This is a genomic window from Streptomyces sp. NPDC127068 (assembly GCF_042724695.1).
Classification (GTDB): domain Bacteria; phylum Actinomycetota; class Actinomycetes; order Streptomycetales; family Streptomycetaceae; genus Streptomyces.
In genome coordinates, this window is sequence record NZ_JBHXEN010000006.1 from 78582 (window position 1) to 98372 (window position 19791).

The 19791-nt window shown below is 74.2% G+C and carries 22 protein-coding genes; 6 read left to right on the plus strand and 16 right to left on the minus strand.

Annotation, left to right across the window (positions count from 1 at the left end):
- Window positions 1-24 precede the first annotated feature (24 nt).
- From ACFWIA_RS05295 to infC, 4 genes are all read right to left on the minus strand, one after another.
- On the minus strand, window positions 25-870 hold the full coding sequence (locus ACFWIA_RS05295) for a TrmH family RNA methyltransferase (RefSeq protein ID WP_387000598.1): 846 nt from the start codon (window positions 868-870) through the stop codon (window positions 25-27).
- A 176-nt stretch (window positions 871-1046) separates the two neighbouring features.
- Complete coding sequence (rplT, locus tag ACFWIA_RS05300) at window positions 1047-1433, minus strand: 50S ribosomal protein L20 (RefSeq protein WP_351247848.1); 387 nt, start codon at window positions 1431-1433, stop codon at window positions 1047-1049.
- Window positions 1434-1534: 101 nt separating this feature from the next.
- Complete coding sequence (gene rpmI / locus ACFWIA_RS05305) at window positions 1535-1729, minus strand: 50S ribosomal protein L35 (protein WP_003947156.1); 195 nt, start codon at window positions 1727-1729, stop codon at window positions 1535-1537.
- Window positions 1730-1835: 106 nt separating this feature from the next.
- On the minus strand, window positions 1836-2579 hold the full coding sequence (gene infC / locus ACFWIA_RS05310; protein ID WP_387000766.1) for a translation initiation factor IF-3: 744 nt from the start codon (window positions 2577-2579) through the stop codon (window positions 1836-1838).
- Between the two features lie 335 nt (window positions 2580-2914).
- Here infC and ACFWIA_RS05315 point away from each other — a divergent pair, with 335 nt between their 5' ends.
- A complete protein-coding gene (locus ACFWIA_RS05315) occupies window positions 2915-3310 on the plus strand; it encodes a DUF1844 domain-containing protein (protein WP_387000600.1) in 396 nt (131 codons plus the stop codon).
- A 68-nt stretch (window positions 3311-3378) separates the two neighbouring features.
- On the opposite strand, the gene ACFWIA_RS05320 is transcribed toward ACFWIA_RS05315, so the two are convergent.
- Window positions 3379-4110, minus strand: a complete 732-nt coding sequence (locus tag ACFWIA_RS05320) for an SseB family protein (RefSeq protein ID WP_387000602.1) — start codon at window positions 4108-4110, stop codon at window positions 3379-3381.
- Window positions 4111-4202: 92 nt separating this feature from the next.
- Window positions 4203-4463: a hypothetical protein gene (locus ACFWIA_RS05325; RefSeq protein WP_387000604.1), complete on the minus strand. Its 261-nt coding sequence runs from the start codon at window positions 4461-4463 to the stop codon at window positions 4203-4205.
- Window positions 4464-4494: 31 nt separating this feature from the next.
- On the opposite strand from ACFWIA_RS05325, the gene ACFWIA_RS05330 reads away from it, so the two are divergent.
- Window positions 4495-5283 carry a serine hydrolase gene (locus ACFWIA_RS05330; protein ID WP_387000606.1) on the plus strand — a complete coding sequence of 263 codons (789 nt, stop codon included), beginning with the start codon at window positions 4495-4497 and terminating at the stop codon, window positions 5281-5283.
- 28 nt (window positions 5284-5311) lie between these two features.
- Here ACFWIA_RS05330 and mycP read toward each other — a convergent pair whose 3' ends face one another.
- Entirely contained in the window at window positions 5312-6484 is a 1173-nt protein-coding gene (gene mycP / locus ACFWIA_RS05335; protein WP_387000608.1) for a type VII secretion-associated serine protease mycosin, read from the minus strand.
- A complete protein-coding gene (locus ACFWIA_RS05340) occupies window positions 6481-7464 on the minus strand; it encodes a hypothetical protein (RefSeq protein ID WP_387000609.1) in 984 nt (327 codons plus the stop codon). The genes mycP and ACFWIA_RS05340 overlap by 4 nt, the downstream gene beginning before the upstream one ends.
- 1154 nt (window positions 7465-8618) lie before the next feature.
- Between ACFWIA_RS05340 and ACFWIA_RS05345 the strand changes: the two genes are divergently transcribed.
- Window positions 8619-9818, plus strand: coding sequence for an amino acid deaminase/aldolase (locus ACFWIA_RS05345; protein ID WP_387000611.1), 1200 nt, complete (start codon window positions 8619-8621; stop codon window positions 9816-9818).
- Window positions 9819-9837: 19 nt separating this feature from the next.
- Here the strand turns inward: ACFWIA_RS05345 and ACFWIA_RS05350 are convergent, their stop codons facing one another.
- On the minus strand, window positions 9838-10458 hold the full coding sequence (locus ACFWIA_RS05350; protein ID WP_387000613.1) for a TetR/AcrR family transcriptional regulator: 621 nt from the start codon (window positions 10456-10458) through the stop codon (window positions 9838-9840).
- 181 nt (window positions 10459-10639) lie between these two features.
- On the opposite strand from ACFWIA_RS05350, the gene ACFWIA_RS05355 reads away from it, so the two are divergent.
- Entirely contained in the window at window positions 10640-11068 is a 429-nt protein-coding gene (locus ACFWIA_RS05355) for a pyridoxamine 5'-phosphate oxidase family protein (protein ID WP_387000614.1), read from the plus strand.
- A gap of 16 nt (window positions 11069-11084) precedes the next feature.
- On the opposite strand, the gene ACFWIA_RS05360 is transcribed toward ACFWIA_RS05355, so the two are convergent.
- The 3 genes from ACFWIA_RS05360 to ACFWIA_RS05370 are packed head-to-tail and all read right to left on the minus strand — an operon-like array spanning window position 11085 to window position 14701.
- A complete protein-coding gene (locus ACFWIA_RS05360) occupies window positions 11085-11900 on the minus strand; it encodes a 3-oxoacyl-ACP reductase (RefSeq protein ID WP_387000615.1) in 816 nt (271 codons plus the stop codon).
- Between the two features lie 3 nt (window positions 11901-11903).
- Window positions 11904-13283 (minus strand): aldehyde dehydrogenase family protein, encoded by a 1380-nt coding sequence (locus ACFWIA_RS05365; protein ID WP_387000768.1) that lies wholly within the window; start codon window positions 13281-13283, stop codon window positions 11904-11906.
- 44 nt (window positions 13284-13327) lie between these two features.
- Entirely contained in the window at window positions 13328-14701 is a 1374-nt protein-coding gene (locus ACFWIA_RS05370) for a glutamine synthetase family protein (protein ID WP_387000617.1), read from the minus strand.
- Between the two features lie 196 nt (window positions 14702-14897).
- Between ACFWIA_RS05370 and ACFWIA_RS05375 the strand changes: the two genes are divergently transcribed.
- Window positions 14898-15584: a gamma-glutamyl-gamma-aminobutyrate hydrolase family protein gene (locus ACFWIA_RS05375; protein WP_387000619.1), complete on the plus strand. Its 687-nt coding sequence runs from the start codon at window positions 14898-14900 to the stop codon at window positions 15582-15584.
- A 17-nt stretch (window positions 15585-15601) separates the two neighbouring features.
- On the opposite strand, the gene ACFWIA_RS05380 is transcribed toward ACFWIA_RS05375, so the two are convergent.
- Window positions 15602-16156 (minus strand): AAA family ATPase, encoded by a 555-nt coding sequence (locus ACFWIA_RS05380; protein ID WP_387000621.1) that lies wholly within the window; start codon window positions 16154-16156, stop codon window positions 15602-15604.
- Window positions 16157-16166: 10 nt separating this feature from the next.
- Window positions 16167-17093, minus strand: coding sequence for a LysR family transcriptional regulator (locus tag ACFWIA_RS05385; protein WP_387000623.1), 927 nt, complete (start codon window positions 17091-17093; stop codon window positions 16167-16169).
- A gap of 70 nt (window positions 17094-17163) precedes the next feature.
- On the opposite strand from ACFWIA_RS05385, the gene ACFWIA_RS05390 reads away from it, so the two are divergent.
- Entirely contained in the window at window positions 17164-18312 is a 1149-nt protein-coding gene (locus ACFWIA_RS05390) for a C4-dicarboxylate ABC transporter (RefSeq protein ID WP_387000625.1), read from the plus strand.
- A 26-nt stretch (window positions 18313-18338) separates the two neighbouring features.
- On the opposite strand, the gene ACFWIA_RS05395 is transcribed toward ACFWIA_RS05390, so the two are convergent.
- A complete protein-coding gene (locus tag ACFWIA_RS05395) occupies window positions 18339-19070 on the minus strand; it encodes a helical backbone metal receptor (RefSeq protein WP_387000627.1) in 732 nt (243 codons plus the stop codon).
- Between the two features lie 46 nt (window positions 19071-19116).
- On the minus strand, window positions 19117-19695 hold the full coding sequence (locus ACFWIA_RS05400; RefSeq protein ID WP_387000628.1) for a helix-turn-helix domain-containing protein: 579 nt from the start codon (window positions 19693-19695) through the stop codon (window positions 19117-19119).
- Between the last annotated feature and the right edge of the window lie 96 nt (window positions 19696-19791).

Genomic DNA, 19791 nt, shown 5'->3' on the forward strand with positions numbered 1-19791 from the left:
GTGCGTGTGCGCCCCGGGCGCGCCCTACGCCTGGCAACCGCCCCGCGTGCGCTGCGCCCGGGCCGAGGCGTAGAGGCAGACCGCGGCGGCGGTCGCGAGGTTCAGGCTCTCCGCCTTGCCGTGGATGGGGACCCGGACCACGGCGTCGGCGAGGGCGCGGGTCTCCTCGGGCAGGCCCCAGGCCTCGTTGCCGAACACCCAGGCGGTGGGCCCGCCCATGGTGCCCCGGTCGAGCTCGGTGTCGAGGTCGTCGGCGCCCGCGCCGTCGGCGGCCACGATCCGCACGCCCGCCTCCCGCAGCCGGGTGACCGCCACCTCCACGGGGACTCCGACGGCCACCGGCAGGTGGAACAGGGAACCCACCGAGGCGCGGACGGCCTTGGGGTTGTAGAGGTCCACGGAGGCGTCGGTGAGGACGACGGCGTCGGCGCCGGCCGCGTCGGCGCAGCGCAGGACGGTGCCGGCGTTGCCCGGGTCGCGGACGTGGGCGAGGACCGCGACCAGGCGGGGGCGGGCGGCGACGACGTCCTCGAAGGGGGTGTCGAGGAACCGGCAGACGCCGACGAGGCCCTGCGGGGTGACGGTGGTGGAGATCTCCGCGATGACCTCTTCACCGGCGAGGTGGACGCGGGCGCCCGCGCGGCGGGCGTCGGCCACGATGTCGGGGTAGCGGTCCGCGGCGTCCGGCGTGGCGAAGATCTCCACCAGGGTGGGCTGCCCCGCGGTGCGGTGGGCCGCCGCCTCCCGGACGGCCTGGGGCCCCTCGGCCAGGAAGAGGCGCTCCTTGCCCCGGAAGTTGCGGCGCGCCAGCCGCTTGGCCGCCGTGACCCGCGCGGATCGCGCGGAGATCGGCTCGGGACCGGTGGACATCGGGGCTCTCCCTGGGGTCGGTGCGGGCCGGCTCGCTCCCCGCGGCGGACTCGCGGACCGGCGGTCCGGCACTTCGGCCGGGGGAACGGGCGGCGGGGGCGGACGCAGCCGGACCCGTGGACCGGGTCGGTCCACGGGTCCGGGCGTCACCGTCTGGGTGCGGCGGGAGCGGTGTTTCAGGCAGCCGCGCGCGGCGCGTTCACATCGCTGGGCAGCGCCTTCTGCGCGACCTCGACGAGCGCCGCGAAGGCGTTCGCGTCGTTGACGGCCAGCTCGGCGAGGATCTTGCGGTCCACCTCGATGTTGGCGGCCTTCAGACCCTGGATGAAGCGGTTGTAGGTGATGCCGTTGGCGCGGGCCGCGGCGTTGATCCGCTGGATCCACAGCTGACGGAAGTCGCCCTTGCGCTTCTTGCGGTCGTTGTAGTTGTAAACGAGGGAGTGGGTGACCTGCTCCTTCGCCTTGCGGTACAGGCGCGAACGCTGACCGCGGTAACCGCTGGCCTGCTCCAGGATTGCCCGGCGCTTCTTGTGGGCGTTGACTGCCCGCTTGACGCGTGCCACTTGTTAGCTCCTTGTAGCGGGGCCGCGGTGTTCGTCACGCGGCCCGGTATCGATTGGGTCCCGGTCCTGGCGTCGCACGGCCCCCTGGGGGGCCCGCGACGTCACTTGCCGAGAAGCTTCTTGATCTTCTTGGCGTCGCCCGGGGCCATCTCGGCGTTGCCGGTGAGACGACGCGTCAAACGGGACGACTTGTGCTCGAGCAGGTGGCGCTTGCCGGCGCGCTCGCGGAGCACCTTGCCGGAGCCGGTGATCTTGAAGCGCTTGCTGGCACCGCTGTGCGACTTGTTCTTCGGCATAGCGCCGTTATCTCCTCGTCGGTGGCGCCCCGGTGCCCGGTCCGGAGACCGGGCACGGTGGAGCGTCATGTGTGTTGATGGACATCCCCGGACGCGAGTCCCGGGATCACGCCTCGGCGGGCGCCTCGGCCGGAGTCTCCGCGACCGGAGCCTCTTCGACCTGAGCTTCCTCAGCCGGAGCATCCTCAGCCAGAGCTTCCCCAGCGGCGGGCTGCTGCGTGCGGCCCGGCTGCAGGGCCTGGCGCTCGGCCTTGCGGGCGGCCTGGGCCTCCCGGGCTTCGGCCATCGCCTCGGTCTTCTTCTTGTGCGGACCGAGGACCATGATCATGTTGCGGCCGTCCTGCTTCGGGTTCGACTCAACGAAACCCAGGTCCTGGACGTCCTCCGCGAGCCGCTGGAGCAGGCGGTAGCCGAGCTCCGGCCGGGACTGCTCACGGCCACGGAACATGATCGTGATCTTGACCTTGTCACCCTGCTTGAGGAACCGGACGACATGACCCTTCTTGGTGTCATAGTCGTGCGGGTCGATCTTCGGCCGGAGCTTCATCTCCTTGATGACCGTGTGCGCCTGGTTCTTGCGCGCCTCACGGGCCTTCATGGCCGACTCGTACTTGAACTTCCCGTAGTCCATGAGCTTGCAGACCGGCGGACGGGCGTTCGCCGCGACCTCGACCAGGTCCAGGTCGTACTCCTGCGCAAGCTCCAGGGCCTTGGCAAGCGGGACAATCCCGACCTGCTCGCCGCTGGGACCGACAAGTCGCACCTCGGGAACGCGAATCCGGTCGTTGATGCGGGGCTCGGCGCTGATGGATCCTCCTCGGTAGCACCACGCGGCGGCCTGGCTGGACAGCCGCGTAACGTCTCTTTTCGTTAGACCTAACCGCGCCGACACACGAAAAATGCCCCGGACGATCACAGCGGGGCTCCTCACGTACCGGAACACCGCCGCGACAGCGCGGGGCGTACATTCGGGCTGATCACACCTCGGGGACGTGATCGCCTGACCGGTGACCCGCCACCCCGGAGGGCGGTCAGGTGGGAGAGCGGAGCCTCCACTTGTGGGCCGGGCACGCGAATGCCCAGCCGGTCGTTCACCCAGATTAACAGTTCCGGGACTGCACGGCCAATCAGCGCCACGGGGGCCGCACCCCCTGGTCGCGGGGCGCTGGGCCTATCGTGTGGGGCATGAGTGACGCCACCCCAGAGAACCCGGCCGGCCCGGCCCCCGCGGACGCCGACGGCTCGGCCCCCGACTTCGACACCATGACCCGCGACATCGCCGATGTCCCCGCGGTCGAGGTGATCACGACGGTGGCGGTCCATCTGATGAGTGCCGCCGCCGTGAACCTCGGTCTCGCGGAGGAGGGCGACCAGCACAAGGACCTCGACGAGGCCCGCAAGCTGATCCACGCGCTGGCCGGTCTGGTGGACGCGGGCGGCACCGAGATCAGCTCCTTCCACGCGGCTCCGCTGCGCGACGGCCTCAAGTCGCTCCAGTTGGCCTTCCGCGAGGCGTCCACCGTCCCGGACGCGCCGGGCCAGGGGCCGGGCGAGAAGTACACGGGCGCGGTCTACGGCTGACCCGCGCACCCGGAACACCACGGATGTGAGGAGAGGGGCCCCGCGGGGCCCCTCTCCTCATGCCCGCTTCAGACGCGCGCGTACAGCGGCTCCCCCGGCGGGGTGCTGCCCGGCGGCAACAGCGCCAGGTCGAGACCGCGCACCAGCCGGGCGCGCAGGGTCAGGTCATCGGCCAGGCGCTCGGCCAGGGCCCGCACCACGTCGGTGGCGGGCGCCGTCGGGTCCAGGACGAGGGCGAGGACGGCGTCCGCGTGACCCGCGCCGAGGTGGGCGCTGACCACGGCGGGCTCGGCCGCGACCACGGCCCGCACCGCCTCGGCGACCGCCGGGTCGGCGAGCGGATCGGTGCTGGTGCGGCCCTCGGCGAGGGCGAGCAGAGCGGGCCCGGTGAGCTCGTACGGGACGGGCCCGGCCAGGTCGATGACGATCGTGTCGGCCTTCTCGTGGGCGGCGGCCTGGAGGGCCTGCTCCAGCGGCACCGCGACGGGCCGGGCCGTGGGGTCCCAACGGGCGAGGGACGCGGTGGAGGTGAACGCGGGCAGGGCGGTGCGGCCCCGGGCCTTGAGCGTCGGGACGGCCATCTCGCTCGTCTTCTCGCGGCGCAACCCGTTCTCGTCCTCCTCGACCTCACCGAGCAGGGCCACCATCGGCACCAGCAGGCGGGTGCCCCGGAGGGCTTCGAGGAGCGGGCCCTCGGCGCTGCGGTCGGCGGCCCAGGCGGTGAGCGCGGCGCTCAGCCGGGGGTCGGCGGAACCGTCGTCGTCGGAGTAGCCGGGCTGCGGGATGTTCTTCTTCGCCACGGGGCACGATCCTAGTGGGCCCACCGCGGGGCCCACCGGGCGGGAGGACCCGGGTCACGGTCCGACATTCTCAGCGGAAGCTGAGATTCATCTCACGGCGCCCACACGAGGACACCGGAGCATCCCCGCATGTTCCCGCGCTCACCCAACCCGGCGAGGACCAGCACGCCGTCCCCGCGCCCTGTCGTCCTGTTGACGTTCGTCGGCTCCCTGCTGGTCGTCCTGTTGGGGTGTTCGTCCCCCGGGCACACCCGTCCGGGGTCCGGCGGGCCACCGGGCTCCGGCGCCTCGGCGTCGTCCTCCTCCTTATCCTCGCCGTCGACCGCACCCGCCCCGTCGACCGCGCCGAGCACGAGCCCGAGCGCACGGCCCGAGGAGACCACCGTGGAGCAGGAGGAGCGGCTCGCCCGCGCCCTGGAACCCGTACGCACCCGGGGCAAGTCCCGGTACTCGGTGGCGTTGACCCCGCTGGACGGGGAGGGCGCCCCGGTCGCCTACCGGGGCACGACGGCGTTCGCGACGGCGAGCATAGTGAAGGTGGACATACTGGCGGCCCTCCTGCTCGGCGCCCAGCGGTCGGGGCGGCGGCTCACCCCGGGCGAACGGGGGAACGCGACGGCGATGATCGAGCGCAGCGACAACGCCTCCGCGAGCGCGCTGTGGACCGCGATAGGCGGTGCCGGGGGTCTCGACGCGGCGAACGAACGGCTCGGGTTGACCGGGACCACGGGTGGCGCGGCCGGGCGGTGGGGGCTGACCCAGACCACCGCGGTGGACCAGGTGGCCCTGTTGCGGGCGGTGTTCGACTCGCAGGGCGGTTCCGCGCTGAGCGCGGCCTCACGCGCCTACGTGCAGCAGTTGATGGGGCGGGTGGTGTCCGGCCAGGACTGGGGGGTCTCGGCGGCGGGCGGTTCCGAACGGGCCCTGAAGAACGGGTGGTTGCCCAGGTCCGCGACCGGACTGTGGGTGATCAACAGCGTGGGGCGGGTGTCCGTGGAGGGGCGGAGCTATCTGGTGGCCGTGCTGTCGGACGGTCACACCTCGATGAACGAGGGCGTGCGCCTGGTGGAGAAGGTCGCCTCGCTGGCGGTGGAGGCACTGGAGGACGGGTCGGGGACGGACGGGGCGACGGCGGACGGGTCGCGGGCCGCTCCGGTGCCCTCCGCCCCTTGAGCCGCGCGGACCCGACGGCTCCCGGAGCTCAGTCGGCGGGGCGGCGCCGCCACAGGACGACCGCCACGGCCAGCAGGACGACCCCGACGCCCCCGGCGAACGGCCCGACCCATCCGTTGTCCTCCTTCTTCACGGGACGGTCGGGGCCGGGCCCGAAGTACCGCTGGCCGTAGGCGGCGGCGCTCGGCTCGGGGCCCAGGTCGGCGCCCGCCCTGATCGCGGCGGCGGGGGCGACCAGGCCGAAGCCCCGGGAGTCGTCACGACCGCCCTCGGGCGGGTGCTGGGCGGTGTCCTCCAGCAGGCGCTTGATCTGGGCGGGGCTCAGATCGGGGTGGGCGGCCCGGACCAGGGCGACGGCACCGGAGACGAACGCGGCCGCGGCACTGGTGCCCCAGCCCTCGTAGTAACGGCGGTCCGGGTCCACCAGCACGACGTCCTCACCGGGCGCGCTGACGGTCGCGTACCAGCGGCGGGTGGAGAAGGGCGCACGGGTCCCGAACCGGTCCACGGCGGTGGCCGCGATGACCCCGGGATAGGCGGCCGGGTACGAGACGTGGTCGCCCTTCTCGCCGCCGTTGCCCGCAGAGGCGATGACCGACGCGCCCTTCTTCAGGGCGTACTGGACGGCCGCGTCCTCCGCGGGCTCGGGGTGGGCGGAGGCGGAGTCGTCGCCGAGCGAGAGGTTGATGACGTCGGCGCCCTGGTCGGCGGCCCAGCGGATGCCTTCGGCGAGGGCGGTGCCCCGGGTGTCGCGGGCCTTCTTGCGGGACGGGTCCCCGTCCTCCAGGATCACCCGGATCGGGAGGATCCTGGCGCCGGGTGCGATGCCGAGGACGCCGTCGGCGTTGCCGGGGCCGTGTCCGTGGCCGGCGATGATCCCGGCCATCGCCGTGCCGTGCCGTGCCCAGGGCCGGTCGCCGCGTTGGGCGCCGAAGCCGATCAGGTCCTTGCCGGGCAGGACGTTGCCGGTCAGGTCGGGGTGGGAGTCGTCGACGCCGGTGTCGAGTACCGCGACCGTGATGCCCTCGCCCTTCGTGGTGCGCCACGCCTCCTCGACCCGGAGGGCCTCGTGGCTCCACTGGCGGGCCCGGATGTTGTCGGCGTGGACCGGTGCGGTGGGCAGGAGCGCGAGTGCGGTGGCGAGGCCGGCGCAGACGAGGGTGGTGGCGGCGCGGCGGGCCGCTCGGGGGCGGGAGGTCATGGCGTCTTCTCCGCGGCTGCGGTGACCCGGGCGCGCAGGCCCCGTTCGATGCGGTCCGCGAGCCCCTTGGCCTCGTGGCCGAGTCCGGACTGGGCGGCGGCGGAGGTGCCGTCGCCGCGGGCGGCCTCGGTGGCGGGCTCCGGGTCGGTGACGGTGCGGCCGTCCGCGAACCCGGAGACGGCGAAGGCGATGACCGGGGCGTCGGTGAGGACGGAGAGGGTCCAGGTCGCGCGCTGCTGGTCCCCGAACCCGGCGGCGGGGGTGCCCGCGACGGCGTACGGACGGGGCATCAGTTCGCGGCTCCGGTCGAGGCCCTGCGCGGTGACGCGGGTGCGCAGCGCGCGCATTCCCTTGGCGTCCGCCTTGGTGAACAGCAGGCCGACGGTGGTGAGGTGGCTGCGGGTGTCGTCGGTGTACGTGGCGCGCACCAACCGTTCGCAGCCGGCGGGGTCGAGGGCCTTGTGCAGCAGGGGGTCGAGGCCCTTGGCGCAGCTGCTGTCGGGGGCGACGGCGACGCGGCGCCACAGGCGGTCCGCCCCGCCGGGGCCCGCTTCCTCGCCGCGCACGGTCCGGGGGAAGAGTTCGTCCACCGGGGTGCTGTGCCACAGCTCGGCCAGGGCGGCGAACCGATCGGCCGGGCCGGGGGCCGCGGTGCTGTCCCCGGTGAGCCAACTGCCGGTGACGGCGCCGCCGATGAGGCCGAGTCCGAGGATGATGCAGCCCGCGGCGGTGGCGGCCCGGTAGCGGGCGAAGCGGCCGGGCCGGTGGTCCGGCTCCCGGTCGGCGGGGTCGCGCAGGCCGTCGCCGGGCAGTCGGTGCACCGGTTCGTCGTCGTACGGCCCCGGTTCGTAGGGGCCGGTCGGGGCGGGCCAGGTGCGCGGGTCGCCCGGTCCGGGCGGGAGGGGGCCGTGCGGGTCGTCGTCCCAGTACCCGCCGCCGGTGCGGTGGTCGGGCGCCGGCGTGGGGTGGTGCTCCCCCACCGCGGGGTACGGGGGGTGGGGCGCGCGCGGTCCCGGCCGGGTCGGTCGGCGGGGCGCGGATGGTCGGCCCGGGTACGGGGGGCGGGGCGGGTGCACGGGCCCGGCGCCCGGCAGTTCGGACCCGGCGGCGCCCGGCGGCGGGACGCCGGGGGTGCGGGGCTCGGGCGGCGGCTCGTCGGGGAAACGGGCCGAGGCGATCGGAGGCGGAGGCGGAGGCGGGGGCGGGGTGGGGCCCGGGGGGCCGGGGGGACCCGGGGGGACGGCGGGGGGTGCGGGCACACCGAAGTGGGGGCCGTGGCCCGGCCGGCTCCGGCCGGGAGGGCCGGCGTATCCCGGGCCGTCCGGCAACGGGTTGTCGTCAGCCATTCCGCGAACGTCGAACACCCCTTGAGTATCCAGTGACTTGCGGGTTCCGGGAGTGCGAGGACGGGAACTCGCCGTCGGGGGACGGTCCGGAGCGGGGGCGGGCAGGCCGACGCCGGGGTGCGTGCGGGGCGCACCGGTGGGGCGCGGGGGTGCCGAAGGGCGTGGTGGGTGAAGCGGCGGGGGCGGCGGGCCCACCGGGCCTATCCGGCCCGCAGGGGCCACCGGGAAGGAGCGGGTCGGCGCGGGGGCGGGCGGTGCCGGGGGGCTGAGGGGGGCGGGTGGGTGGGCGGGGGCCGGCCCGGTCGTGTCCGTGCTCATGCGCCCCCCGTTTCCTGGCCGGTCCCCCTGGGACCGGGTCACCCGTGCCGGGCTCGCTGCCCGGCTCCTCTCCAGCGGCCTGCGCCCGGACCCCGCCGCGGGCCCCGGACGGTGCGTGCCCCGTCCGGCTCCCGGGCGGGTCGTTGCCGACCTCTCCACGGCTCGCGCCCGCGAAGACCTCGGCGGTCGGCCCGCCGGCTCCCGGCTGCGGGCCGGGGCCGCCCGGGCAACGGGACCGCGACGGAACCCGCCGGTGACGGGGCCGGCCACCGCGACCGGTCCGGCCGGGTCGTGCGGCGGACGGTGCGGTCGACCGGTTCGGCGGGTGGTTCCACGGGCCCGGTCGTTCGTTTGCGTTCGCGTCACTCTACGGGCTGATGACCTTCATCGGGGAGTCGGAGCGGCCACCGGCGGCATCTGCCCGGTACGTCCCCCTACCCTCCGGTAACCGCATCTGGCAGGCTGCGGGCATGACTGCGCGCGCCGCCGACCGGGCCCGTTACGACCGCGCCACCGCCGGGCTGGACGCCCCGTTGGCGATCGTGGACCTGGACGCCTTCGACGCCAACGCCGCGGATCTGGTGCGCCGCGCGGGCGGCACACCGGTCCGGGTGGCCACCAAGTCGGTGCGCTGCCGGGCGCTGTTGGAACGGGTCCTGGAGCGGGAGGGCTTCGCCGGCGTCCTGTCCTTCACCCTCGCCGAGTCGCTCTGGCTGGCGCGCTCCGGCTTCGATGACGTCCTGCTCGCCTACCCGTCCACCGACCGCGCCGCCTTCGCCGAGCTCACGTCCGATCCGAAGCTGGCCCGGGCCGTCACCGTGATGGTGGACGACCCCGCGCAGTTGAGGCTGATCGACGCGGCGCGCGGGGGTCGGGAGGAGGTGCGGGTGTGTCTGGAGTGGGACACCTCGCTGTGGCGGGTCGGCGGTTTGGTCCGGGTGGGGGCGCGCCGGTCGCCGCTGCGCTCCCCCGCCGCCCTGGTGGAGGTGGCCCGCGCGGTGGCCGGGACGCCCGGGTTCCGGCTGGTGGGAGTGATGGGGTACGAGGGGCACATCGCCGGGGTCGGTGACGCGGTGGCGGGCCGTCCGGTGCTGTCGCGCGGTGTCCGGCTGATGCAGTCGGCGGCCCGGCGGGAGTTGGTGGTGCGGCGCGCGGCGGCGGTGCGTGCGGTGCGGTCGGTCGCACCGGACCTGGAGTTCGTCAACGGTGGCGGGACCGGCAGCGTGCAGCACACGGCGGCGGAGGACGCGGTGACGGAGGTCGCCGCGGGGTCGGGGCTCTTCGTGCCCCGACTGTTCGACCACTACGCGTCGTTCAGGGGGCGCCCGGCGGCCCTGTTCGCCCAGCCGGTGGTGCGGCGCCCGGGGGTCGGCGTGGTGACCGTGCTGGGCGGCGGCTACCCGGCGTCGGGTCCGGCGGGGGCGGACCGACTGCCCGTCCCGTACCTGCCCGAGGGGCTGCGGTACGGCCGGACGGAGGGCGCCGGTGAGGTCCAGACCCCGCTGTTCGGCGCGCCGGCGGACGATCTGCTGCTCGGGGACAAGGTGTGGTTCCGCCATGCGAAGGCGGGCGAGCTGTGCGAGCGCTTCGCTGCGCTGCACCTGGTGCGGGGCGACCGGGTGACCGCCGTGGTGCCGACCTACCGGGGCGAGGGCCGGACGTTCCTGTGAGTCCCGGCGCGGTGGGCGGTCACGTCGTGGAGCGGTCCACGCCGAGCAGTCCGGCGACGGCGTCGACCGCGATGACCCGGACCTGCTCCTCCCGGACGTAGTCGTGGGCGCACAGGCGGGGCACCACCATGCCGTCGAGGAGGGCGAGCACGACCGTCACCAGGTCCTCGGGGTCCTGGTCGGTGGTGAACCGGCCGGTCCGCACGCCCTCGTGGACCGCTTCGACGAACGGGCGCCGGTAGCGGCGCTGGAGATCGGCGCTGTGGGCCCGCAGTTCAGGGTCGCGGACCGCGGCGTACCAGAATTCGAGCAGCATCCGCCAGGTCTGTTCCGGCTGGCTCGCCAGTCCGCGCTCCAGGAGTCGGAGCAGGCGCTCCCACGGCCCGTCCTCCTGGGCGGCGCAGCGTTCCATGACCCGGACCTCCTCCTCGGTGGAGTGGTGGAGGGCCGCGACGAGCATGTCGTCGCGTGAGCCGAAGTAGAACTGGAGCGTGCTCACGGCGACGCCCGCGGCACTCGCGACGTCGCTGAACCGGGTCCGGTCGTAGCCCCGTTCGGCCAGGACGGCGGCGGCCACCCGCAGCACCTCGACGCGCCGTTCGCCACCGGCCCGACGACGGTGCCCCCGCTCGTTGTCCACTACCGGCCCCTCCGTTGCGCGTTGCTCGCTGGACCGGTCGACTGTACAGCCGACCGGTACGGCGGTACGGAGTGGGCTACCGTATGGCCGACCGGTACCGCCGTACGGTAACCGTGTCCGTGCTCCCCGAACGCGCCCGCTCCCCGACCAGGAGCGGCCCACGTCACCCAGGAGATCCGCCATGCCGTTGACCCGTCACGAACGCGAAGAGTTCCTCGCCGAGCCCCACATCGCAGCGATCTCGATCGACTCGGGCGACCCGGGCCGCGCCCCGGTCTCGGTGCCCATCTGGTACCAGTACGCGCCGGGCGGCGACCTCTGGATCCTCACCGGAACCACCTCGCGCAAGGCCGAACTGATCGCGGCGGCCGGCCGGTTCACCCTGTTGGTGGACCGGGTGGAACCGACCGTGCGGTACGTCTCCGTGGAAGGGCCCGTCATCAGTACGGCACCCGCGGACCGGGAACACATCCGGGAGCTGGCGGCCCGCTACCTGCCCGCCGAGAAGGTCTCCGGGTACCTCGACTTCGCCGCACGCGAGCAGGGCGACCAACTGATCGTCCACATGCGCCCGGAGCGTTGGATCACGGCCGAGCTCGGCTCCCTGTGAGCGCCCCGCGGGGCGCTCACAGCGGGGTGACGTAGGCGCCGGAGATCCCGCCGTCCACCAGGAAGTCGGTGGCGTTGACGAACGACGCGTCGTCGCTCGCCAGGAACGCGACGGCGGCGGCGATCTCCTCGGCCTCGGCGAACCGCCCGACGGGGATGTGCACCAGCCGGCGGGCCGCCCGCTCGGGGTCCTTGGCGAACAGCTCCCGGAGCAGGGGGGTGTTGACCGGGCCGGGGCACAACGCGTTCACCCGGATGCCCTCGCGGGCGAACTGCACGCCCAGTTCGCGGGACATGGCGAGGACCCCGCCCTTGGAGGCGGTGTACGAGATCTGCGAGGTCGCCGCGCCCATCCGGGCCACGAACGAGGCGGTGTTGATGATCGAGCCCCTGCCCTGGCGGCGCATGTAGGGGATGGCCGCCTTGCAACACAGGTAGACGGAGGTGAGGTTGACCTCCTGGACCCGCTGCCACGCCGCCAGCGAGGTGTCGAGGATGGAGTCGTCGTCCGGCGGTGAGATCCCGGCGTTGTTGAAGGCGACGTCCACCGAGCCGTAGGTGTCGTGGGCCGCCCGGAACAGCGCCTCGACCTGGTCGGCGTCGGTGACGTCGGCGGCGACGAAGGTGCCGCCGACCTCGTCGGCGACCGCGGTGCCGGCCCGTTCGTCGATGTCGCCGCAGACGACGTGGGCGCCCTCGGCGGCCAGCCGACGGGCGGTGGCGAGGCCGATCCCGCTGGCCGCTCCGGTGATCACGGCGGTGCGGCCGACCAGTCGTCGGCAGACGGGCGCGGCGGCGGTCGGCCGGGGGTCGGCCGCTGGGGTTCCGGTCATGGGTCAGACCTCCGTGCTCAGGAAGACGTTCTTGGTCTCGGTGAAGGCCGCCAGCGCGTCGGGGCCCAGTTCGCGCCCGAGCCCGGACTGTTTGAAGCCGCCGAACGGGGTCCAGTAGCGGACGCTGGAGTGGGAGTTCACGGACAGGTTGCCCGCGGCGACCGCGCCGCAGACCCGCAGGGCCCGGCCCAGGTCGCGGGTCCACACCGAGCCGGCCAGGCCGTACTCGGTGGCGTTGGCGAGTCGGACGGCCTCCGCCTCGTCGCGGAAGGGCAGCACCACGGCCACCGGACCGAAGACCTCCTCGGTGGCGGCGGGCGCGTCGGGAGCGAGGCCGGTGAGGACGGTCGGCGCGAACCAGAAGCCGGGCCCGTCGGGACACCGGCCCCGGATTCCGGGCAGGTCGTCGGGGACGTAGCCGCGGACCCGGTCGCGCTGGGCCCGGGAGATCAACGGGCCCATCTGGGTGCGTTCGTCTGCCGGGTCGCCGACGCGCACGGACTCCACCGCGGGAGCGAGGAGTCCGAGGAAGCGGTCGTACACCGTGTCCTGCACCAGGATGCGGGTCCGGGCACAGCAGTCCTGGCCGCTGTTGTCGAGGAAGGACAGGGGCGCGGCGGCAGCGGCGGCCTCGATGTCGGCGTCGGCGAAGACCAGGTTGGGGCTCTTGCCGCCGAGTTCGAGGGTCACCCGCTTCACCCGGTCGGCGCACTTCGCCATGATCGCCTTGCCCACGGCGGTGGAGCCGGTGAACACGATCTTCGCGACGCCCGGATGGGTCACCAGTGCGTCGCCCGCGATCCTCCCCGCGCCGGGCAGCACCTGGAACAGGTGCTCCGGCAGCCCGGACTCACGGCCGATCTCGGCCAGCCGCAGTGCGGTGAGGGGAGTGGTCTCGGCGGGCTTCAGGAGGACGGCGTTGCCCGCCGCGAGTGCCGGCGCGGTCCCCCAGGCGGCGATCGGCAGGGGGAAGTTCCAGGGGGCGATGACCCCGATGACCCCGAGCGGTTCGAGGATCGTGACGTCGAGTCCGCCGGCGACCGGGATCTGTCGCCCGCTCAGCCTTTCCACCCCGCCGGCCGCGTAGTCGAGGAGGTCCCGTACGTTGCCCGCCTCCCAGCGGGCGTTGCCGATCGTGTGGCCGGCCTCGCGGACCTCCAGGTCGGCGAGTTCTTCGAGGTGGGCGTCGACCGCGGCGGCGAACCGGCGCAGGGCGCGGGCCCGGTCGCCGGGTGCCAGGCCGGCCCAGGCGCGTTGGGCGGCGGCGGCACGGGTGACGGCCCGGTCGACGTCGACGGCGGTGGCGCCGGGGACGGTGGCGACCACCTCTTCGGTGCTCGGGTTGAGGACGGTCAGGTCGTAAGGCTCGTCGGGCGCGGGCAACGGGGGCGGGAGGTGCGGGTCGGACGCGTTCGGCAAGGCGTTCCTCACAAGCGTTCGAAGGAGCGGCGCAGTTCCCAGTCGGTCACCGCGGTGTCGAAGGCGTCGAGTTCGACGCGGGCCGCGTGGTGGTAGTGGTCGACCACCTCGTCGCCGAAGGCCGCGCGGGCGATCGTGCTGCCCTCCCAGAGGTCGGCCGCCTCCCGCAGGGTGGTGGGGACCCGGGGGAAGTCGGCCGTGTAGGCGTTGCCCGGGCAGGGCTCGGGGAGGTCGAGTCCCTGCTCGATGCCGTGCAGTCCGGCGGCGACGAGGCCCGCGACGGCGAGGTGCGGATTGACGTCGCCGCCGGGGAGCCGGTTCTCGAAGCGGAGCGAGGCCCCGTGGCCGACGACCCGTAGCGCACAGGTCCGGTTGTCGTGCCCCCAGGCGACGGCGGTCGGCGCGAACGAGCCGGGTCTGAAGCGCTTGTACGAGTTGACGTTCGGCGCGTAGAGCAGCGAGAACTCCCGGAGCGCGGCGAGTTGCCCGGCGAGGAAGTGCCGCATCACGGGCGCCATGCCGTGCGGGTGGGACGCGTCGTCCGCCGCCATCGCGGGGCGGCCCTCCGCATCGGTGAGGGAGAGGTGGATGTGGCAGGAGTTGCCCTCGCGCTCGTTGAACTTGGCCATGAAGGTGAGGGAGACGCCTTCCTGCGCGGCGATCTCCTTGGCCCCGGTCTTGTAGAGGGCGTGTTGGTCGCAGGTGACGAGGGCCTCGTCGTAGCGGAACGCGATCTCGTGCTGTCCGGGGTTGCACTCGCCCTTGGCCGACTCGACGGTGAGGCCGGCGACCGCCATCTCGTTGCGGATGCGGCGCAGCAGCGGTTCGATGCGGCCGGTGCCCAGGACGGAGTAGTCGACGTTGTACCGGTTGGCCGGGGTCAGTCCGCGGTAGGCGGCGTCCCACGCCTGTTCGTAGGTGTCCGTGAAGACGATGAACTCCAACTCGGTGCCCACCCGGGCCCGCCAGCCGTGGCCGGCGAGCCGGTCGAGTTGGCGGCGCAGTACCTGACGGGGCGCGGCGACCACCGGTGAGCCGTCCTGCCAGACGAGGTCGGCGAGGAGCAGGGCGGTGCCCTCGTTCCAGGGGACGCGGCGCAGGGTGGCCGGGTCGGGGCGCATCACGAAGTCGCCGTAGCCGCGGTCCCAGGAGGACATGGCGTACCCGTCGACGGTGTTCATCTCGGTGTCCACGGCGAGCAGGTAGGCGCAGCCCTCCGTGCCGTGCTGCACCACCTCGTCGAGGAAGAAGCCGGCGGCGAACCGCTTGCCCTGGAGCCGCCCCTGCATGTCGGGGAAGGCCAGGACGACCGTGTCGATCTCACCGTGGGCGACGAGGGTGCGCAGCCGCTCGACGGTGAGCGGGGGTGTGCGGTCTGCCACGGGAAGGGCCTCCTTGGGTCAGCCGGAGCATGCAAGGTAGTCCCGCCGGACACGGACGGGGAAGGGAGCGCGGGCGAATGCATCCGGATGCCACGGCGTGGGGTGTCGTCCGCGACCGGGAGGGGCAGTGACCCCCCTGAACGGAGGGGATGGAGGGGCCTCAGAGGCGCGGGGGCACAGAAGGTGAGGAGTGTGCGTGGTGGACGGGCCGCTGATCGGAGTGAGCACCTACCGGGAGGTCGCGCGTTGGGGCGTGTGGGAGTTGCCGGCCGCCCTGCTCCCGGCCGGCTATCCGCGGCTGGTGCAGGCTGCCGGGGGGCTCGCCGCGCTGTTGCCGCCCGACGACCCGGCGCACGCGGTGGCGGCGGTCGCCCGGTTCGACGGGCTGGTCATCGCGGGCGGCCCCGATGTGGAGCCGGGCCGGTACGGGGCCGAGCCGGAGCCCGGGACCGGGGCGCCCGCCCGGGCCCGGGACGCCTGGGAGTTGGCCCTCATCGGGGCGGCGCTCACCGCGGGGACCCCGTTGCTGGGGATCTGTCGGGGGATGCAGCTGCTGAACGTCGCCCTCGGCGGCACCCTCGTCCAGCACCTGGACGGGCACGCCGAGGCGGTGGGGGTCTTCGGAACGCATCCGGTGACCGCGGTGCCGGGCACCCGGTACGGGGCGTTGGCTCCGGGTACGACATCGGTGCCGACGTACCACCACCAGGCGGTGGCGCGGCTGGGTGCGGGGCTGGTGGCCTCGGCGCACGCGCCGGACGGCACGGTGGAGGCGGTGGAACTGCCCGGGGCGCGGTGGGTGCTCGGGGTGCAGTGGCACCCCGAGATGGGTGAGGACCTGCGGGTCGTGCGGGGTCTGGTCGCGGCGAGCGCCGGGAGCTGATCAGGGGCCGGCAGCGGTCAGCGCAGGGCGTCGACGAGGAACCGGGCCCGCTCCGCGACGGGCACGAGCGGCAGGCGCACCAGCTCGTAGCCGTAGGCGGTGTAGGTCTCGACCATCGACTCGTAGGTGCGCACGGCCTCGTCGTAGGACTGCTTGCGCTCCGCGTCCCGTCGGTAGATCTCGGGCCACGGGGGTGCGATGAACACCCGGCGGTGGTACCGGAACCGCTGTGCGGCGGTGTGCAGGTGGTCCGGTACGGGCAGCCGCTCGGTCCTCAGGTAGCCCACGACGTCGGGGACGCCCCGGTCGAAGAGGACGGGTGCCGTTCCCGCCGAGGCGATGCGGTGGGAGCGCATCTCCCAACCGAGCATCAACTCGGCGAACAGGGCGGGGTCCTTCCAGGGCAGCCCGGGTCCGTCGATGGCGACCTGTTCCCTGATGATCCCGCGTCCCGCCTCCGGCGAGCCGGCGTAGCCCTGCTCCCGCAGGTGGTCGATCAGGGTGCTCTTGCCGGACCCCGGCCCCCCGGTCAGGACGATGAGCCGCTCCGTCTGCACCGTCTGCGCCGTCATGGAGCGGAGTCTACGGGGACCGGGTCAGGGCCAGCAGGTCGCGGGCGGGGCCCGTGGGGCGGGGGCCCTGGGGCCAGGCGGCGCGCAGGGCGCGGGTGAGGGTGACGTCCCGCAGCGGGATCGCGACCAGCCGGCGGGCGGCCAACTCCTCGCGGACGGCGAGTTCGCTGAGGACCGCGGGCCCCGCCCCGCTGACCGCGGCGGCCTTGACCGCGGTGGTGGAGGACAGCTCGATCAGGGGGCGGGCCGGTTCGCCGATGGCCGCCGTCAGCACCTGTCGGGTCCCGGAGCCCTCCTCGCGGAGGATCAGCGGGGTGCGCGCCAGTTCGGCGGCCGGCACCGGGCTGCGGCGACGGGCCCAGGGGTGGGTGGGCGCGGTGACGACGAGGAGCCGGTCGTGGCCGATCACCGTCGCGTCCAGCCCGGACGGCACCCGCACCCCCTCGACGAACCCGAGGTCGGCCGCGCCGGACAGCAACCGCTCGGCGACCGTCGTGGAGTTCCCTGCGTGCAGGGACACCGCCGTGTCGGGCCGCCCGGCGCGCAGGGCGAGGAGCCAGCCGGGCAGCAGGTACTCCGCGATGGTCATGCTGGCGGCGACCCGCAGCCGTGAGTCGCGCCGGTCGCGCAGGGCCTGCGTCCCCGCGTCGAACGCTTCCGCCGCCTCGATCACCCGACGGGCCCAGTCGGTGACCAGGGCCCCGGCCTCGGTGAGCCGGGAGCCCCGGGGCGAACGGTCCACCAGCGTCACCCCGAGCCGCCGTTCCATGGCCCGGACGCGGCTGCTCGCCGCGGGTTGGGTGATGCCGAGTTCCCTGGCCGCGCGGCCGAGGCTGCCGAGCCGCGCCACCGCGAGCAGCAGTTCCATCGCCCCGAGGTCCGGTACGCGGTGCGCGAGCGGTACCGATCGCCCCGTGTCTCCGTCCGGTCCGCTCATCAATCCAGCTTATGTCCTCATAGGGAGAAGACCCCTGGTGGGCGCCCGGTCGGGGGGCGACGGTGGTCCCATGGCCACCGCCACCCGCACTCCGACCGACGCCCCCCTGCCGCCGCGGGCGCCCGCGCCCGGCCCGCCGCGTTCCGGACTGACCGTCCGGGTGCGCCGGGCGGTCCGGCACCTCGGGCCGAACTGGTACGCCACGGTGATGGGCACCGCGATCCTGGCGTCGGCGGGGGCCGAGCTCACCGGGCGGCTGCCCGGGCTCCGCCCGTTGTGGGTCTCGATCTGGTCGCTGTCGCTGCTGGTGCTGGTGCTGCTGTCGGCGGCCCGGTCCCTGCACTGGCGCCACCACCGCGACCGGGCCCTCGCTCAGCTCGACGACCCGGCGGCGGCGCCCTTCTACGGCTGCCTCGCGATGGCGCTGCTGGCGGTCGGCGGCGGTGCGGTGGGGGTCGGACGGGACGTGCTGGGCGAGGGCGTCGCGGTGGGGCTGGGGCTGTTGTTGTTCGTGCTGGGGACTGCGGTGGGACTGGTGGTCGCGGTCGGCGTCCCGTACCGGCTGGTCGTGGGGCGGGGCGCGGTCCGCGTGACACCGGTGTGGCTGCTGGTGGTCGTGGCTCCGGTGGTGTCCGCGGCGACCGGGCCGCTGTTCGTTCCGCACCTTCCGGCGGGGGCCGGGGAGGGCCTGTTGTTCGGCTCGTTCGCGCTGCTCGGGGTGGGGTTGCTCGGCACGTTGGTCCTGTTGCCGTCGGTGTTCGCCGGGCTGGTGGCCGACGGTCCGCCGGCGCCGGCGCTGACCCCGACGTTGTTCCTGGTGCTCGGGCCGCTCGGCCAGTCCACGACCGCGCTCGGTCGGCTCGCGGACGCCGCGCCCGCGGTGACCGGGCCCGGACTCGCGGACGGGTTCGGGGTGCTCGCCGTGTGGTACGGGGTGCCGGTGATGGGGTTCGCGCTGCTGTGGCTGGCGCTGGCGACCGCCCTGGTGGTGCGGGCCCGGCACCGGGGCATGCGGTTCTCGATGACGTGGTGGGCGTTCACCTTCCCCGTCGGCACCTGCGTGACGGGCGCGGCGGAGCTGGCCGACCGCACCGGGTGGGGTGCCTACGCGGTGGTGGCGGCGTTGCTGGGCGCGGGGCTGGCGGCGGCCTGGACGGTGGTCGCGGCGCGGACGGTCCTGGAGCTGGTGCGCGGACGGCTTCCGGCCCCGCCCCGTTGAGCCGGCGGTGCACGGGTACCGAGGCTTCACAGGGCCCGCAGCACGCCCCGCAGACTTGCGCCGATCATGCCGGGTGCCTGCGCCATGGACGGCCCGTACCAGGTGAGGTGGCGTCCGCTCACGCAGGCGGCGGGCATCGCGAAGGACTCGGGTCCGTCGTCGGTGCCGAACGGGTACGGCTCGTCCGGCAGGACCACGATCTCCGCGCCCGATTCGCGCAGCTCCTCCAGCGGGACGTGGGGGTAGCGGTCCGGGTGGTTCGCGTACACGTTGTCGACGCCGAGGCGGGCGAGGACGTCCCCCGCGAAGGTGTCGCGACCGAGGACCATCCAGGGCCGCCGCCAGACCGGGATCACGGCGGTGACGCGCTCCCAGGGCTCCGGCATCCCCGACCACACCGACTCGGCGAGGTCCAGCCAGCCGGGCCGCCGGTCACCGCCGCAGGCTCTGAGGACCCGGTCGAGTTCACGGAACGCCTGCTGGACCGAGCGGATCTCGGTGACGACGACCTCGATGCCGGCGGCGCGCAGGTCGGCAATGTCGCGGGCGCGGTTCTCCTCCTCGTTGGTGACCACCAGATCGGGGCCGAGGGCGATGATGCGCGGCACGTCGGGGTTCTTGGTGCCGCCGATGCGCACCGCGTCCAGCCCGTCGGGTTGGGTGCACCAGTCGGTGGCGCCGACGAGGGCGCCGGGCAGGGTCACCGCCACGGCTTCGGTCAGCGAGGGGACCAGGGAGACGATCCGGACAGAATTCACGGGATCAGCCTAGTGAGCGCACGGCCGCCCGTCGGACGTCTCGACCTCATCTCCTCCGGTCCTGCACGGCGTCGATGTGCTCCGCGACGGCGACCACCAGGACCCGGGTGTCGGGTTCCGTGGCGCGCCAGCGGTGCCGCACTCCCCCGGTGAGGTAGAGGGTGTCACCGCGGCCGAGCCGGTAGGCCCGGCCCTCCGCCTCGATCTCCACCGCGCCGTCGGCGACGTACAGCACTTCGTCGTTGCGGTGCTGGAACTCGCGGGCCGTGTCGTGGTCGCCGGTGAACTCGGTGGCGTGGAGTTGTTGATGGCCCCTGACCAGGGAACGGACCCGGCTGGCGGACGGTCCGTCGGTGCGCGGGGCGTCCGTCGGGAGTTCGTCGCGGACCACGTCCACCGTGCAGGCGGGGTCGGCGGCGGCCAGCAGTTCCACGGCGGTGGTGCCGAGCGCGTCGGCGACCTTCTCCAGGGAGGCCCGGCTGGGCCGGGCGCGCTCGTTCTCGACCTGGCTGAGGAAGGGCACGGACAGCCCGCTGCGGGCGGCGACCGCGGCGAGCGTCAGCTCCAGGGAACGGCGCCGTCGTCGGACGGCCGCACCCACCCGAAAGGATTCCTTCTCGTCCATCGTCACGGCTCCCTCCCCCGCTCGTCGTGGCACCGGGGTCCGCTGCGGACCCCCCGTGGGGTTTCTGCACCCTACGCATGTTCGGCAAACAGCCGT

Bases quoted from the DNA above. Each gene is read 5' to 3' on its own strand.
- ACFWIA_RS05380 (WP_387000621.1), bottom strand. From the start codon at position 16,156: ATGACGGCGCAGACGGTGCAGACGGAGCGGCTCATCGTCCTGACCGGG.
- ACFWIA_RS05355 (WP_387000614.1), top strand. From the start codon at position 10,640: ATGCCGTTGACCCGTCACGAACGCGAAGAGTTCCTCGCCGAGCCCCAC.
- ACFWIA_RS05345 (WP_387000611.1), top strand. From the start codon at position 8,619: ATGACTGCGCGCGCCGCCGACCGGGCCCGTTACGACCGCGCCACCGCC.
- mycP (WP_387000608.1), bottom strand. From the start codon at position 6,484: ATGACCTCCCGCCCCCGAGCGGCCCGCCGCGCCGCCACCACCCTCGTC.
- ACFWIA_RS05295 (WP_387000598.1), bottom strand. From the start codon at position 870: ATGTCCACCGGTCCCGAGCCGATCTCCGCGCGATCCGCGCGGGTCACG.
- rpmI (WP_003947156.1), bottom strand. From the start codon at position 1,729: ATGCCGAAGAACAAGTCGCACAGCGGTGCCAGCAAGCGCTTCAAGATC.
- ACFWIA_RS05360 (WP_387000615.1), bottom strand. From the start codon at position 11,900: ATGACCGGAACCCCAGCGGCCGACCCCCGGCCGACCGCCGCCGCGCCC.
- ACFWIA_RS05390 (WP_387000625.1), top strand. From the start codon at position 17,164: ATGGCCACCGCCACCCGCACTCCGACCGACGCCCCCCTGCCGCCGCGG.
- ACFWIA_RS05385 (WP_387000623.1), bottom strand. From the start codon at position 17,093: ATGAGCGGACCGGACGGAGACACGGGGCGATCGGTACCGCTCGCGCAC.
- ACFWIA_RS05400 (WP_387000628.1), bottom strand. From the start codon at position 19,695: ATGGACGAGAAGGAATCCTTTCGGGTGGGTGCGGCCGTCCGACGACGG.
- ACFWIA_RS05315 (WP_387000600.1), top strand. From the start codon at position 2,915: ATGAGTGACGCCACCCCAGAGAACCCGGCCGGCCCGGCCCCCGCGGAC.